Here is a 14,678-nt window from a genome sequence, read left to right as displayed (position 1 = left end):
AGGACTACTGAGAAATCGAAATAATTCAGATATTAACTTTTATTAAAACTTATGTATTAGATATCATGTAAGAAGAGAGAGACTGAAAAGGCAATTATTCCCAGTTTGTCACGCAAGAAATCCAAAGAACGGTGTACCTGCGTGGCAACAGTCTTTTCCGAGATATTCAACTGATCGGCTATCTCACGATAGTTCAACCCTGATTTCCAGTAAAGCATAAAAACTTCCCGGCGCGCTGGAGGCAGTTCTTCTAAAAGTTTCAGGATATATTCTTCCAAAAACAAATAATCCAGTTCTTCATCTATCTCTACGGATTCGTCAGATGACTCATTCGCAAGCCTGTCTACATAATTTTGAAGCAGGAGTTCGCGTCTTACATAATGATATACCATGTTTTGGGATATTTTAAAAAGATAGCCGTCAAAATTCCCTTCCAAATCGATATTAAGCCGCTTCTCCCAGATATGGAGAAAAATATCTTGTGTGATATCTTTCGCCACCCCGGCATTGCTCACCATAGAAAGGACAAAATTATAAATGCGAGCATTGTATCCACGATACAATGCTTCAAAAGCATTTTTATTTCCTTCTTTCAATAATTGAAGTTGCTGGGTGGTAATCATTATAAAATAAGGTTAAATCATATATCGATTCAAAAATAGCGAAATAACTAAAGCCGACAACCAAAGCACTTGTTAAAATTTCAATAAATCAATATCATTGCATTTAAAAGGGAATAGAATACAAAAACATATACTTGACATATCATATCATTATTTTAGCCATTTTGCTATAAAATTAATAGAAATTATTAATCAATAGCTACAATTTCGAACTTTTATTCCTACATTTGCGGTCAAATGATAACTTATTAACAAATTTCATAAATACCATGGCTAAAATAACGAAAGAAGCCGCTTTGCTCTATCATTCACAGGGCAAACCCGGTAAGATTGAGGTAGTGCCTACCAAACCTTATAGTACACAAACCGACTTATCACTCGCATATTCTCCCGGTGTAGCAGAACCTTGTCTCGAAATCGAGAAGAATCCGCAGGATGCGTATAAATATACGGCTAAAGGTAATCTGGTGGCCGTTATTTCCAACGGTACAGCCGTACTCGGACTGGGTGATATAGGTGCATTGAGCGGTAAACCTGTAATGGAAGGTAAAGGTCTGCTTTTCAAAATTTACGCGGGCATCGACGTTTTCGACATCGAAGTGGATGAAAAAGATCCGGAGAAATTCATTGCTGCAGTAAAGGCTATTGCTCCTACTTTCGGAGGTATCAACCTGGAAGACATCAAAGCTCCCGAATGTTTTGAAATCGAACGTCGCCTGAAAGAAGAACTGGATATACCTGTCATGCACGACGATCAGCACGGTACTGCTATTATCTCCAGTGCCGGTTTGGTGAATGCCCTGCAAGTAGCCGGAAAGAAAATCGAAGATGTAAAAATCGTTGTGAACGGTGCAGGTGCATCTGCCGTATCTTGTACTAAATTGTATGTGTCACTGGGTGCACGTCTCGAAAACATCGTCATGCTGGATAGTAAAGGTGTTATCAGCAAGGTGCGCACGGATCTGAACGAACAGAAAAGATTTTTTGCAACCGACCGCACTGATATTCACACGCTGGAAGAAGCAATCAAAGGTGCAGATGTATTCCTCGGCCTGTCGAAAGGAAATGTGTTAAGCCAGGATATGGTGCGCAGCATGGCTCCGATGCCGATCGTGTTCGCATTGGCTAACCCGACACCGGAAATCTCTTACGAAGATGCCATGGCAGCACGTCCTGACGTACTGATGGCTACCGGACGTTCCGACTATCCGAACCAGATTAATAATGTAATCGGTTTCCCGTATATCTTCCGCGGTGCTTTGGATACTCACGCTAAAGCTATCAACGAAGAAATGAAGATTGCAGCCGTACACGCTATCGCTAACCTGGCAAAACAGCCAGTACCCGATGTAGTCAATGCGGCATACCACGTAAATAACCTCTCTTTCGGTGCGGAATACTTTATCCCGAAACCGGTAGATCCACGCCTCATCACTGAAGTTTCCTGTGCAGTGGCAAAAGCTGCTATGGAAAGCGGAGTGGCTCGCACTGAAATCAAAGACTGGGATGCTTACTGTGTTCACCTGCGCGAATTGATGGGTTATGAATCCAAACTAACCCGTCAGCTGTATGATACAGCCCGCCGTTCACCGCAACGTGTCGTATTTGCCGAAGGTATCCATCCAAATATGCTAAAAGCTGCCGTTGAAGCGAAAGCCGAAGGTATCTGTCATCCTATCTTATTAGGAAACGACGAAGCTATCGGAAAACTGGCAGAAGAAATGGATCTTAGCCTGGAAGGTATTGAAATCGTCAATCTCCGTCACCCGGACGAATCGGACCGCCGCGAACGTTACTCACGCATTCTTGCAGAAAAACGTGCACGCGAAGGCTTTACCTATGAAGAAGCCAACGATAAGATGTTCGAACGCAACTACTTCGGTATGATGATGGTGGAAACAGGAGATGCGGATGCTTTCATCACCGGACTTTATACAAGATATAGCAATACGATCAAAGTGGCCAAAGAAGTAATCGGTATCCAACCGGGCTTCAAACACTTCGGAACAATGCATATCCTGAACTCCAAGAAAGGTACTTACTTCCTGGCAGACACACTGATTAACCGCCACCCGGATACGGAAACATTGATTGACATCGCTAAACTGTCTGATAAAACAGTTCGCTTCTTCAATCACACACCGGTTATCTCAATGTTGTCATACTCCAACTTTGGTGCTGATACTGCAGGTAGCCCTGTGAAAGTGCACGAAGCTGTTGCCCACATGCAGGAAGAATATCCGGAACTGGCTATCGACGGTGAAATGCAGGTAAACTTTGCCATGAATCGCGAATTGCGTGATACCAAATATCCGTTTACCCGCCTGAAAGGAAAAGATGTAAATACATTGATTTTCCCGAACTTGAGTTCAGCAAACGCCGGTTACAAACTGTTGCAGGCAATGGACCCGGATACGGAATTCATCGGCCCTATCCAGATGGGATTGAACAAACCTATTCATTTCACCGATTTCGAAAGCTCTGTCCGCGACATTGTCAATATCACAGCTGTAGCCGTGATCGACGCCATCGTTGACAAAAAGAAAAGAGGAGGTAAATGAAACGTCCGTTATCCAAATCACAAATAGTTTGCATCAGCCTGCTTTGGTTGGCGCTTTGCTATCTAGTTCTGACAAAATCCGAACGAATTGACGGGATGACAGTGGTAATGCTTGGCATTTCGGCAGCATTAGTATTTATTCCTGTCTATAAGTCGATCAAAAAGAACAAATAAATATCTTTTTTCCTATTTTTAATGCGATAAAATATCAAATTTGATGTTTTATCGCATTTTTCTTTATAAAATGTTTGCCAGTTCAAATTTTATCTTTACTTTTGCAACCGAAAATAAATATCCGATGTACCCATACGCAGATGTGCAAATCTGCTATATAGCACAAAAGCACATAGTCAAACGGTATATTAGCAAATTGTCAAATTAGCACTTTATTTATATCAACCAATTAAAGAAAAAAAAGATTATGAATGCAGCAAAGGTATTAGACGATCTGAAAAGAAGATTTCCCAATGAACCGGAGTATCATCAAGCAGTAGAAGAAGTACTTTCTACTATTGAAGAAGAATACAACAAACATCCGGAGTTTGATAAAGTAAACTTGATCGAACGTTTGTGTATTCCTGATAGAGTATATCAGTTCCGTGTGACTTGGATGGACGATAAAGGTAATATTCAGACCAATATGGGTTACCGTGTTCAGCATAACAACGCAATCGGCCCTTACAAAGGCGGTATCCGTTTCCACGCATCTGTGAACCTTTCTATCTTGAAGTTCCTTGCCTTTGAACAAACATTCAAAAACTCACTGACTACTCTGCCAATGGGTGGTGGTAAAGGTGGTTCCGACTTCTCTCCTCGTGGAAAGTCAAATGCCGAAGTAATGCGTTTCGTACAGGCATTCATGCTGGAACTGTGGCGTCACATCGGTCCTGAAACTGACGTTCCTGCTGGTGACATCGGTGTTGGTGGCCGCGAAGTAGGTTTCATGTTTGGTATGTACAAAAAACTGGCTCATGAATTTACCGGAACATTCACAGGTAAAGGCCGCGAATTCGGTGGTTCACTGATTCGTCCGGAAGCTACCGGTTACGGTAACATCTACTTCCTGATGGAAATGTTGAAGAAACAGGGCACTGACTTGAAAGGTAAAGTTTGTCTGGTTTCTGGTTCTGGTAACGTTGCTCAATATACAATCGAAAAAGTAATCGAACTGGGTGGTAAAGTAGTTACTTGCTCTGACTCTGACGGTTATATCTATGATCCAGACGGTATCGACCGCGAAAAACTGGATTATATCATGGAACTGAAGAATCTGTACCGTGGCCGTATCCGTGAATACGCAGAAAAATATGGTTGCAAATATGTAGAAGGAGCTAAACCTTGGGGTGAAAAATGTGATATTGCTCTTCCTTCTGCTACTCAAAATGAATTGAACGGTGACCACGCTCGTCAGTTGGTAGCAAACGGTTGTATCGCTGTATCTGAAGGTGCTAACATGCCTTCTACCCCGGAAGCTATCAAAGTATTCCAGGATGCAAAAATCCTTTATGCTCCGGGTAAAGCTGCTAACGCTGGTGGTGTATCAGTATCAGGTCTTGAAATGACTCAAAACTCTATCAAATTAAGCTGGAGCGCTGAAGAAGTAGACGAAAAACTGAAGAGTATCATGAAGAATATCCACGAAGCTTGCGTTCAGTACGGTACAGAAGCTGACGGATACGTAAACTATGTGAAGGGTGCTAACGTAGCCGGATTCATGAAGGTTGCTAAAGCAATGATGGCACAAGGTATCGTATAATCAGCAAAGGATATATAAGCTATAGTTTATTTAAAAGCTCCCGCCTTCCGAAAGGAAGTGCGGGAGTTTTTTATGCAATAAAAAATAACAGGTAATATATACACAATTCATAGTTATTCTCTATCTTTAGATAGAAATTTTCTGTTTGACAAGTGAGCAAAAGAGAGCTATCTTTGTTACATATTATAAACCCCGGATGAAAGAATAAAAAGGCATAGTCTGCTTATACTTGTATCCGACTAAAAAATCTATTTATGGAAAAGAAAAAACTAACAGCTGCGAACGGCCGTCCTATCGCCGACAATCAGAACTCGCAAACCGCAGGTCAACGCGGACCTGTAATGTTACAAGACCCCTGGCTTATTGAAAAACTTGCCCATTTTGATCGTGAAGTGATTCCGGAAAGACGTATGCACGCTAAAGGTTCAGGAGCTTACGGTACTTTTACCGTTACTCATGACATTACAAAATATACCCGTGCAGCTATTTTTAGTAAAGTCGGAAAGCAAACAGAATGTTTTGTCCGTTTCTCCACTGTAGCCGGAGAGCGTGGAGCTGCTGATGCAGAACGTGACATCCGAGGTTTCGCCATGAAATTTTATACGGAAGAAGGTAACTGGGATTTGGTGGGTAACAACACTCCTGTATTCTTCTTACGTGATCCGCTTAAATTTCCGGATTTGAACCATGCCATCAAGCGAGATCCGAAAACGAATATGCGTAGCCCGAACAGCAACTGGGATTTCTGGACACTTTTGCCGGAAGCTCTGCATCAGGTTACCATCACCATGAGTCCTCGCGGTATTCCTTATTCATATCGCCACATGCACGGTTTCGGCAGTCACACCTATAGTTTTATCAATGCAGAAAATCAACGTATCTGGGTTAAATTCCATCTTCGCACCTTGCAAGGTATCAAGAATCTGACCGATCAAGAAGCAGAAGCTATTGTTGCCAAAGACCGTGAATCTCATCAACGCGACCTCTTCGAGAGTATCGAAAAGGGTGACTATCCAAAATGGTTGTTCCAAATTCAGTTAATGACGGAGGAAGAAGCGGACAACTACCGCATCAACCCGTTTGACCTGACTAAAGTGTGGCCGCACAAAGATTTCCCTCTGCAAGATGTCGGCATCCTTGAACTGAACCGTAACCCGGAAAATTATTTTGCTGAAGTGGAACAAGCTGCTTTCAACCCGATGAATATTGTAGACGGTATCGGTCTGTCTCCCGACAAAATGTTACAAGGTCGTTTATTCTCTTATGGCGATGCACAACGTTATCGTCTAGGAGTGAATGCAGAACAAATTCCGGTCAACAAACCTCGTTGTCCTTTCCACGCCTATCATCGTGACGGTGCTATGCGCGTAGACGGTAATTACGGTGCTACCAAAGGATATGAACCGAACAGTTACGGCGAATGGCAGGATTCTCCTGACATGAAAGAACCGCCACTCAAAGTTACCGGTGAAGTTTACAACTACAATGAACGGGAATATGATGACGATTATTATAGCCAACCGGGCGACTTATTCCGATTGATGCCGGCTGAAGAACAACAATTATTGTTCGAAAACACAGCTCGTGCCATGGGAGACTCCGAACTATTTATCAAACAACGTCATACGCGTAATTGTTACAAAGCTGATCCGGCATACGGAACAGGAGTTGCCAAAGCGTTGGGAATTGATTTGCAAGAGGCTTTGAAAAAATAAAAGATTCATAAAAAAGAGGCTTGTAATAGCCTCTTTTTTATGAATCAAAACGAATAAAACCCCATATCAAAGCAGGAATCATACATTCATATCATAAAAAGGCGCTAATTTTATTAAATTACTTAACTGATGAAGTGCTGCATTTCAAAAAAGAAACTTAACTTTGCAACCAAGTTTTATAAAAGAAACTGAATTAGTAAACTAAAAAGGAAAATCAAATGAAAATCAAGACTTTAATAGCCTATTTCATCTTTACATGTGCAATATCTTCCTGCATACAGGATGAAGCATTAAATTCAGAAGCAGCCATTGATGTTTGTTCAGGCGATGATGTACAATTGGCAAATATCGATGCAGATTCTAAAGTAATCAATGTATATGTAAACAAAGGAGCCGACCTTTCCAAACAGAAATTAAAATTTACACTTCCACAAGGAGCTACAATTAAAGTAAATACTCCAATAGCAGGAGATACTGAATCTACCTATGATTTCAGCGAAGAACCGCACTCCCGTAAATTCACCGTTACATCAGAAGACGGTCAATGGCAGCCTGTTTATACCGTAAATGTGATTTTAGCGGAATTACCTACCCTTTTCAGTTTTGAAGAATTACTGACAACCTCCAGTGAATACGATACATTTTACGAATTTACACCAGCAACCTCGCAAGAAATATCTAAAGTACTACAATGGTCAAGTGGTAATCCTGGTTTTAAATTAACAGGTATGGCTAATTCTAGAATAGATTACCCAACAGTACAAGTTACAAATGGTTTTAAAGGTAAGGCTGTAAAGCTAGAAACTCGTAACACTGGAGATTTTGGTGCAATGGTAAAAATGTATATTGCTGCTGGGAATTTATTTATCGGAACATTCGAAGTAGAAAATGCACTGACAAATCCTAGAAAAGCAACAAACTTTGGTTTTCAATTTTATAAACATCCCATAGCACTCAAAGGACATTATAAATTTAAAGCTGGGGAAGTGTATTCTGTAGAAGGACAGCCACAAACCGGAAAAAGGGATAAATGTGATATTTATGCTGTTATGTATGAGGCAGAGAATAATTCTATCATGCTCAATGGTGATGACGTATTCAACTCTGATAAATTAGTATTATTAGCACGAATAAAACCTGAAGATATCATTGAATCAGAAGATGAATGGAATGAGTTTACTATATATTTCGAATCAGTAAAAGGACGAGAAATTGACGATACGAAACTACAAAACGGTAAATATAAATTAGGTATTGTACTATCATCCAGCGTAGATGGCGCCTATTTTAGAGGGGCTATTGGTAGCACTCTATACGTTGATGAGCTAGAACTTATTTGTAAAGAATAAAAAAACTAACACAATGAAAAAATATCAATCAATCAATATCATAGTTGTGCTGCTATTTGCAAGCATATTCACAGCTCAAGCACAGGAAGAAAGAAACCAAGGTATCATCTGGTCTTATTTACATGGGTGGGAATATGGAATAAAAGCCGGTTTCAATATTGGTGGAACTTCACCATTACCTCTACCAAAAGAAATCCGTAAAATTGATAGTTATGCACCAGGAGTCGCAATTTCAATTGAAGGTAATGCGACGAAGTGGTTCGACCCCAAATGGGGGATGACTGTAGGAGTACGACTTGAAAATAAAAATATGACCACCGAAGCTACCGTAAAAAATTACGGTATGAAAATTATTAATACTAATGGTGGAGAATTACAAGGATTATGGACAGGAGGAGTAAAGACCAAAGTTAAAAATTCATATCTGACAATTCCGGTAGTTGCTAACTATAAGATAAGCAACCGTTGGAAATTGTCTGCAGGTCCATACATATCATACCTCATCGAAGGAGGATTCTCCGGACATGTATACAACGGTCATTTACGCACGCCAGACCAAACTGGTTCACGAGTTGTTTTCTCTGGGGAAAGCATAGCTACCTATGATTTCTCCGAAAATCTCCGAAAATTTCAATGGGGACTACAACTAGGCGGCGAATGGAGAGCATTTAAACATCTAAATGTATACGCTGACTTAACGTGGGGGCTGAATGATATTTTCAAAAAAGATTTTAATACAATCTCATTTGCCATGTATCCTATTTATTTGAACGTAGGATTTGGATATGCATTCTAGCATATTGTTATAAACAATCCAGATATTGTGCCAATAAAACTACGGGAAATTCTTCTCGTAGTTTTCTATTTATGTATGGACTAAATCAATAAATACTAAAGTAATATCTAAGAAAAATGGATGTCTCAATAGACCACACCTATAACATATAATTTAATTACAGTACATTCTTCATCTACACTTTAAATTTCATACCCTAGAATAACCATCAACAATTACAAAAATCCCTCCACTCATTTATTCTTCAGATGATAATAAAGAACAAGAGTGAAGGGAAATAAAACTAATTATATTTATTCTATATCTACTATTTTTCAGCTACAACTTTCACATTGTCCACTATCAAAGTACTTCCAGGAGCTCCACTAAATTTATCACCATTTTTACTAGAAGAAAACACAATAGCAAATCGATACTTTTTAGTAGGATCATAATCCTTCGTATAATTCAAAGTAAGGGTAACATCTTTATAATCTTCTTGGACACCACTAGAGAATGTTGCCATTGCTATAACCTGATCCGTATTAGTATATAAATTTGCACCGGTCAATCGTTTATCATAATCTTTATTATTAGCATCATCAGGATCCACCGTCTCCCAATATGGCACTTCATAAATAACAGCAGTTGCACTACATTCATCAGTTGTATTAGGATCCTCAACAACCGTTTCAGCTTTTACCGGATCAGGGCATGTATAATACACTGTACCCGGAGTGTATTTATAAGAGAAATGCACAGAAATAGGCTTAGAATAATATGGATTACCAAACTTTGTACTATTCAATGTATTCTGAATATCAGTTTCAAATGTTCCTAAAAATAAAGAACCAGAGGTTACTTTAGGAATAGCAGGTATTACAAATCCAGGCCATAATTCTGCTCCTGCCTGTCCATTAGTATCTAAGGTAATTAGTTTAGCAGCAACAGTGCCATCTTTTGCATCCTCACTTTTAACAACGGGATAATCACCATTATATACATTAGAATAAGCCATCTTTATAAAATACACACCTGTGTTAGAAGTAGCCCATCCACCATCCGGTTCTTCAAAAGCCCCATCATTTAAAGACTTCCAAGTCTCAAAAGAATAGTAGTCAGAAGATCCAGCTATAAAAACTGAATATTTTTTAGTTGTACCATCTTCAGCAGTGACAGTATATTCCACCTTTTTTCCATTCGAAAAATCCTGCGCAACACCTGAAGCTGGAGTTATTTTAGCTTTCGATGATACCACAATAGTAGGAATCATTTCAGACAAATCGTCATCAACAGCAGCATCGCTAACCTTAAAAGTTACTATTCCTTCCTCTTCATTAATAATAGGCTGTTCTGTTACAATATCATCATCCAAAATAAAACTTGTTATTTTAGCCTCCGAACTTTCACTACCTGTCAATTTACGACCAACAAAAGTAACCTTTACATTTTGATTTAAAGGAGCACCAACCTTTACACCTATTTCAATATTAATACTGCTACCTTTCACAGTACCAGAAATACTAACAGGGCAATTACCAAGTGGCTGTACCAAATCTAGATTCTGTTGACCTTCAAAAGAATAACCACCATCTATAGCTTTCACAGTACAAGGATCGACTTCAATGTCACCAACATTTACCAAAAAAGTAAAATTCTTCAATGACAATGCAATTTGATTAGTTCCCTTATTAGACTGTGAAATTGTAATTTTTTGATTTTCGGTAGTTCCCATTTGATTACCATCCACATTTACAGACAGATTACCAACATAGCTTCCAGCTAAATCTGTATCTATCGGGTATTTCACCTCATCATCGTCATCACTACAAGACGTAAACAATGTCGCAGTACACAATACTGCAAACAGATAATAAAATAATTTCTTTTTCATTTCTAAATTCTCTTTTTAATTAATACTAGCAAACGCGCGATATACCATCGCACCAATGCCCAAATTTCACGTTGCAAAATAACAATCTAATTTAGTATAACACAAGGTCTATTTTTCTTGTTTCTGTTCCATTTTGAAGAAAAACACCATATTTCTTTTATAAAACACCATTTTTTCACCAGCCAATATATTTTTCTAAAAATAAAAAAGACTTCTATTTCCCAAAATCGGTTACCTTTGCATAAAGAGAATGCATGATGAATAAAGAATTACCTAAAATAGACTTGCCAGAAGAATGGCTCATTGGTGCAGGTATTAATAAGGATTTACTCAACTTGTACACGAATTTTCCATGCCGATTAAAATCGGAGATTTTCGTATTATGCATGGCTGGAGAAATAGAAGCTTCAGTCAATCTGAACCACTTCACAGTACACGCCAATGATTTCGTAACAATTATGCCGGGAAGTATTATTCAGATACACAGTCTAAATGGAGAGCCTGTCCTTTACTTCGGTGGCTTCTCATCCAAATATATAGAACAGGCTAGTTTAAACCATGCAGCAATTGATACCTTATTTGTGACACTGGGAAGACCGATCATTTCATTGAAGCCGGAGGGTGCCAAGCTATTGGAAGAATATCTTCATTTTTTAATAAAACTTTATTCCTTTTTCGACGAAACAACACGCAAAAGTTTTACTCCACATCTATATAATAACATACACGCAGGAATAGCCGCCATGTATAAAAAACGGCTGCAAAATACAACAGAGAATCTATCAAAAAATGAGCTGATTTACAAGAATTTCACTCAACTAGTGATGCAAAATTATAATCAGACACGTAATGTAGCATGGTATGCCGAGAAACTAAAAATTACACACAACCACCTCTGTACTATAGTAAAACAGGTTACTGGGAACACATGCATAGAAATTATTTCTCACATGGTCATCATGGATGCCAAATCACAATTGAAATCGACAAGACTCTCTATTCAAGAAATTTCCGATTCACTCAATTTTGCCAACACATCGTTCTTCGGCAAATACTTTAAACGATATGTTGGCATGAGTCCATTGACCTATAGGAATAATGGGTAAATGACCGGACACTAACAGATTATCTTCGTTATATGCTATAAAGCCAATCAGTTATCATAATCGTATTCCAGACTAAACTCATCCACATAAAGCACACTACCGGACGCTCCGGTAAAGAAATCACCATATTTGCTTGCAGAACATACCAGGACGATATAGGTTGGTTTTCTGTTCGTAGCCCTATATTCCAGTTTCAAGTCAAATTCCTTATACACGGCAACAGAAGTTCCCGATGTAAATTCAGCATAAGCAATCACATGCTTATCATTTTTATCAAACAATTTCCGGTTAGAAGGTTTGGTGCGTATTTCAATCGGACTATCCCAATCACCAATGGCAATATAGATCGAGCAGGTATCTGTCCTTCCTTTTAAATAATTATATTCAATGGAAGAGTTATCAATGACTCCGGGCTGGTACTTATAATATCCTTTCAGATGAGTAGGATAAGCAGAGAACGATTGCCCAAAGTTCAAGATACCATTTGTTCCGTCGGTTGCCACATATTTACCGACAAAGAGGTTACCGGCTGCTAATTTCCCGGCAGAACCTACTCCCACAAACTTAGACTCAAGCTTCGCAGCCATACCGGTTGTTTTACCCGACCATATATCTTCGGTAGGAACAGAGTTGCTGTCACCTAAGGTTGTAGCTCCCTGATTTCCGGTATCCCAGAAAGGAGTTTCATTACTTCCCCACGGGTTCCAGACTTTACCGCTCTGATTCCAATTATCAAATGTACCACCTGTTAAAGGAATCGCAGCAGTCGTTCTAAAAGTAATCTCTTCACCACGATCTTCTGTTCCATCCACCAAAGCACGACATACATATTCCGTGTCCGCTTTCAAATGCGGAACACAAACATAGAAATTTACTCCATTCTGTACAACGATATCCTGATCTACCCTTGTCCATTCTTCTGATGAAGCTTCACGTATTTCAAAGCCGTTCACTACATCCTCCTGTCCTTCTCCATAAAGCCATGCTACATTAGTCCAGCCATCCGCCGAATTAGTAAAGACAACCTTATCCGTGATGAATGCGTACAAACTCCACTCTTCGGTTTTTCCTTTAAATGTCACATTTACTTTCTGCTCTTGTGTAAAGTCCTTCAAAGTGGTAAAGTCAGGCGAAACGGTAGAACTGATCGGCCCCAGCTTCAAATCTTTCACGGTTATTTTGTTGAGCATCGTATTTTTATTGACATAAACGATAGCTTGTCGAGCTTTTTCGTCAATCACGGCTCCTCCGACCTGATTCTTGACGCTAAATACGCGTTCAACGGTCTGGTTGGCTATAATCTTCCATCGATAATCCTGATACAAAGACAATACCACTTCTTTAGGAGAAGACAAATCAATCGTTGTATTCACCTTCAAATCCGTATTAGCCTCTTCCGAATAATCAAAACGGGTGACAATCACTTTCTTCAAATCCACAGAATCGAGCAAGTCTACTGTTACTGTACGTTCTTCATTATTAATGACTGCACTACCAATCTGTCCATTCACCTCAAAGCCGGTAATAGATAATCTGACAACAGGATACGGCAAATCGTTCTTGACGCATGATGAAAAAGCAAATGCAATGCAAATGCATATAATTAAGGATAAAAGTCTATTTCTGCCTTTACTTTTCATGATTACATACTTATAGTTAATCCTAAATTAATATCAAACAAATTTATTTTAAAGTTGGCTCCACCATTCGTACGGGAACCCTTCTCACCAAGATTATTCACCTGACTTTCCTTACGGTATTTCAAGCCTATCACTCCCACACTACATTCCACACTCACATTTTGCATAATAAAGACAGCCACTCCCGGATTAATCCCCAACTGTGCCTCAAATATATTCGTTTTGGTATTCTTCAAACTCTCGCCCGAACCTCTTGTAAACTCCGAATGTCCGAATCCCAAACGCAGATTGGTTTCATTGAACAATCCGAAACGTTTTCCCGGATCCAACCCGATATAGGAGCTATGGAAAAAGGTGCAATTATACAACTCTTCTTTCAACTTCAATTCCTTGAGAGTGAAATTCACGTCATCATCAATCTTAAAACTAACATTGCCTAAATGACCATCCGTATGCTTATAACCGAGCTTTACACCCACTACCTGATTATCTTTGAAAAAATAACCGATAAAAGGAGCCACATTAATGGTACGTGCTTCAAAATCAAAATCATCGAGGTAAGTAAACAATAATTTAGAGTCCTCACTGTTATAATCCCAAAATGAAAAATCCGTACCAAACATCCATTTTCCTTTAGGCATAAAGCGATAATTCACAATGCCACGATCAAACCGCCCTACCCTTTTGATTCTCAATAAATCAATGCCTCGCTTGGTCTCTAACGTATCACTTTTCCAATCGAACTCTCTTTTAACCGTTTCAACCGTGTGAACCGGAAGTGCAGCTGTTATTTTACTATCCTGTTTACGCTCCGACAATACAAGGTCACAAATAGTTCCTTCTAACTTCAAAGGAGTATTGACAACATCAGAAGCCAATTTTATATCCGTTGAAGAAACCGGCGGAACAGCTACTGCTTCTCTCTTAGACGCAACCTTCTGCCTTTTATCTGCCTGCTTTTTATCTACAAACTTCTCCACTGGTCTTTCTTCAGATTTCTCCACTGTTCTTTCTTCAGGCTTCTTCACAACCTTTTCCACAGAATTCTCTGCTGGAGACACGTTTTCCTCCACTTCTCCAATTATCTGGCGGGCAGAGTTCACAGCAGCTTCAGGTACCTGATGAGTATCCTCTACTGATGACAATACCTCCTGTTTGTCTTCCTGTCCCTCACTTTTTATTCCATAAAAGAATACCAAGCCGGCACATACAACCAGAAGCAGGAACAGTAATATGTATTTTTTTCTATGTCTCATAAAA

At 39.3% G+C, this 14,678-nt stretch carries 11 protein-coding genes; 7 read left to right on the top strand and 4 right to left on the bottom strand.

Features of this window, described 5'->3' with window-relative positions:
• Positions 1-56 precede the first annotated feature (56 nt).
• The gene (locus tag DXB58_RS12705; protein WP_004297676.1) at positions 57-623 is read right to left on the bottom strand and encodes an RNA polymerase sigma factor; all 567 of its coding nucleotides are present in this window, start codon (positions 621-623) and stop codon (positions 57-59) included.
• A gap of 269 nt (positions 624-892) precedes the next feature.
• Between DXB58_RS12705 and DXB58_RS12700 the strand changes: the two genes are divergently transcribed.
• The 6 genes from DXB58_RS12700 (at position 893) to DXB58_RS12675 (ending at position 8,799) form a co-directional block, all read left to right on the top strand.
• Positions 893-3,184, top strand: a complete 2,292-nt coding sequence (locus DXB58_RS12700; protein WP_008998762.1) for an NADP-dependent malic enzyme — start codon at positions 893-895, stop codon at positions 3,182-3,184.
• Positions 3,181-3,357, top strand: a complete 177-nt coding sequence (locus DXB58_RS12695; protein WP_122136960.1) for a hypothetical protein — start codon at positions 3,181-3,183, stop codon at positions 3,355-3,357. Before DXB58_RS12700 ends, DXB58_RS12695 begins: the two co-directional genes overlap by 4 nt.
• A 247-nt stretch (positions 3,358-3,604) precedes the next feature.
• Positions 3,605-4,939: an NADP-specific glutamate dehydrogenase gene (locus DXB58_RS12690; RefSeq protein WP_122136959.1), complete on the top strand. Its 1,335-nt coding sequence runs from the start codon at positions 3,605-3,607 to the stop codon at positions 4,937-4,939.
• Positions 4,940-5,193: 254 nt separating this feature from the next.
• Positions 5,194-6,654 carry a catalase gene (locus tag DXB58_RS12685; RefSeq protein ID WP_122136958.1) on the top strand — a complete coding sequence of 487 codons (1,461 nt, stop codon included), beginning with the start codon at positions 5,194-5,196 and terminating at the stop codon, positions 6,652-6,654.
• Positions 6,655-6,872: 218 nt separating this feature from the next.
• Complete coding sequence (locus DXB58_RS12680; RefSeq protein WP_122136957.1) at positions 6,873-8,003, top strand: PCMD domain-containing protein; 1,131 nt, start codon at positions 6,873-6,875, stop codon at positions 8,001-8,003.
• 13 nt (positions 8,004-8,016) lie between these two features.
• Positions 8,017-8,799, top strand: a complete 783-nt coding sequence (locus tag DXB58_RS12675) for a porin family protein (RefSeq protein ID WP_122136956.1) — start codon at positions 8,017-8,019, stop codon at positions 8,797-8,799.
• 307 nt (positions 8,800-9,106) lie between these two features.
• Here DXB58_RS12675 and DXB58_RS12670 read toward each other — a convergent pair whose 3' ends face one another.
• Positions 9,107-10,672 (bottom strand): PCMD domain-containing protein, encoded by a 1,566-nt coding sequence (locus tag DXB58_RS12670; protein ID WP_122136955.1) that lies wholly within the window; start codon positions 10,670-10,672, stop codon positions 9,107-9,109.
• A 257-nt stretch (positions 10,673-10,929) separates the two neighbouring features.
• Between DXB58_RS12670 and DXB58_RS12665 the strand changes: the two genes are divergently transcribed.
• Positions 10,930-11,778, top strand: a complete 849-nt coding sequence (locus DXB58_RS12665; protein WP_122137015.1) for an AraC family transcriptional regulator — start codon at positions 10,930-10,932, stop codon at positions 11,776-11,778.
• 47 nt (positions 11,779-11,825) lie between these two features.
• Here the strand turns inward: DXB58_RS12665 and DXB58_RS12660 are convergent, their stop codons facing one another.
• Both DXB58_RS12660 and DXB58_RS12655 read right to left on the bottom strand, forming a co-directional pair.
• Entirely contained in the window at positions 11,826-13,418 is a 1,593-nt protein-coding gene (locus DXB58_RS12660) for a PCMD domain-containing protein (RefSeq protein WP_008998770.1), read from the bottom strand.
• 2 nt (positions 13,419-13,420) lie between these two features.
• Positions 13,421-14,674 (bottom strand): hypothetical protein, encoded by a 1,254-nt coding sequence (locus tag DXB58_RS12655; RefSeq protein WP_199487949.1) that lies wholly within the window; start codon positions 14,672-14,674, stop codon positions 13,421-13,423.
• Between the last annotated feature and the right edge of the window lie 4 nt (positions 14,675-14,678).

It is taken from the genome of Bacteroides sp. OM05-10AA (assembly GCF_003439055.1).
GTDB lineage: Bacteria > Bacteroidota > Bacteroidia > Bacteroidales > Bacteroidaceae > Bacteroides > Bacteroides intestinigallinarum.
This window is presented reverse-complemented; position numbering and strand designations above follow the sequence as displayed.

What these genes read in the sequence shown, in the direction of transcription:
- DXB58_RS12705 (WP_004297676.1), bottom strand. Translation starts at nt 623, where the DNA reads ATGATTACCACCCAGCAACTTCAATTATTGAAAGAAGGAAATAAAAAT.
- DXB58_RS12700 (WP_008998762.1), top strand. Translation starts at nt 893, where the DNA reads ATGGCTAAAATAACGAAAGAAGCCGCTTTGCTCTATCATTCACAGGGC.
- DXB58_RS12695 (WP_122136960.1), top strand. Translation starts at nt 3,181, where the DNA reads ATGAAACGTCCGTTATCCAAATCACAAATAGTTTGCATCAGCCTGCTT.
- DXB58_RS12690 (WP_122136959.1), top strand. Translation starts at nt 3,605, where the DNA reads ATGAATGCAGCAAAGGTATTAGACGATCTGAAAAGAAGATTTCCCAAT.
- DXB58_RS12685 (WP_122136958.1), top strand. Translation starts at nt 5,194, where the DNA reads ATGGAAAAGAAAAAACTAACAGCTGCGAACGGCCGTCCTATCGCCGAC.
- DXB58_RS12680 (WP_122136957.1), top strand. Translation starts at nt 6,873, where the DNA reads ATGAAAATCAAGACTTTAATAGCCTATTTCATCTTTACATGTGCAATA.
- DXB58_RS12675 (WP_122136956.1), top strand. Translation starts at nt 8,017, where the DNA reads ATGAAAAAATATCAATCAATCAATATCATAGTTGTGCTGCTATTTGCA.
- DXB58_RS12670 (WP_122136955.1), bottom strand. Translation starts at nt 10,672, where the DNA reads ATGAAAAAGAAATTATTTTATTATCTGTTTGCAGTATTGTGTACTGCG.
- DXB58_RS12665 (WP_122137015.1), top strand. Translation starts at nt 10,930, where the DNA reads ATGAATAAAGAATTACCTAAAATAGACTTGCCAGAAGAATGGCTCATT.
- DXB58_RS12660 (WP_008998770.1), bottom strand. Translation starts at nt 13,418, where the DNA reads ATGAAAAGTAAAGGCAGAAATAGACTTTTATCCTTAATTATATGCATT.
- DXB58_RS12655 (WP_199487949.1), bottom strand. Translation starts at nt 14,674, where the DNA reads ATGAGACATAGAAAAAAATACATATTACTGTTCCTGCTTCTGGTTGTA.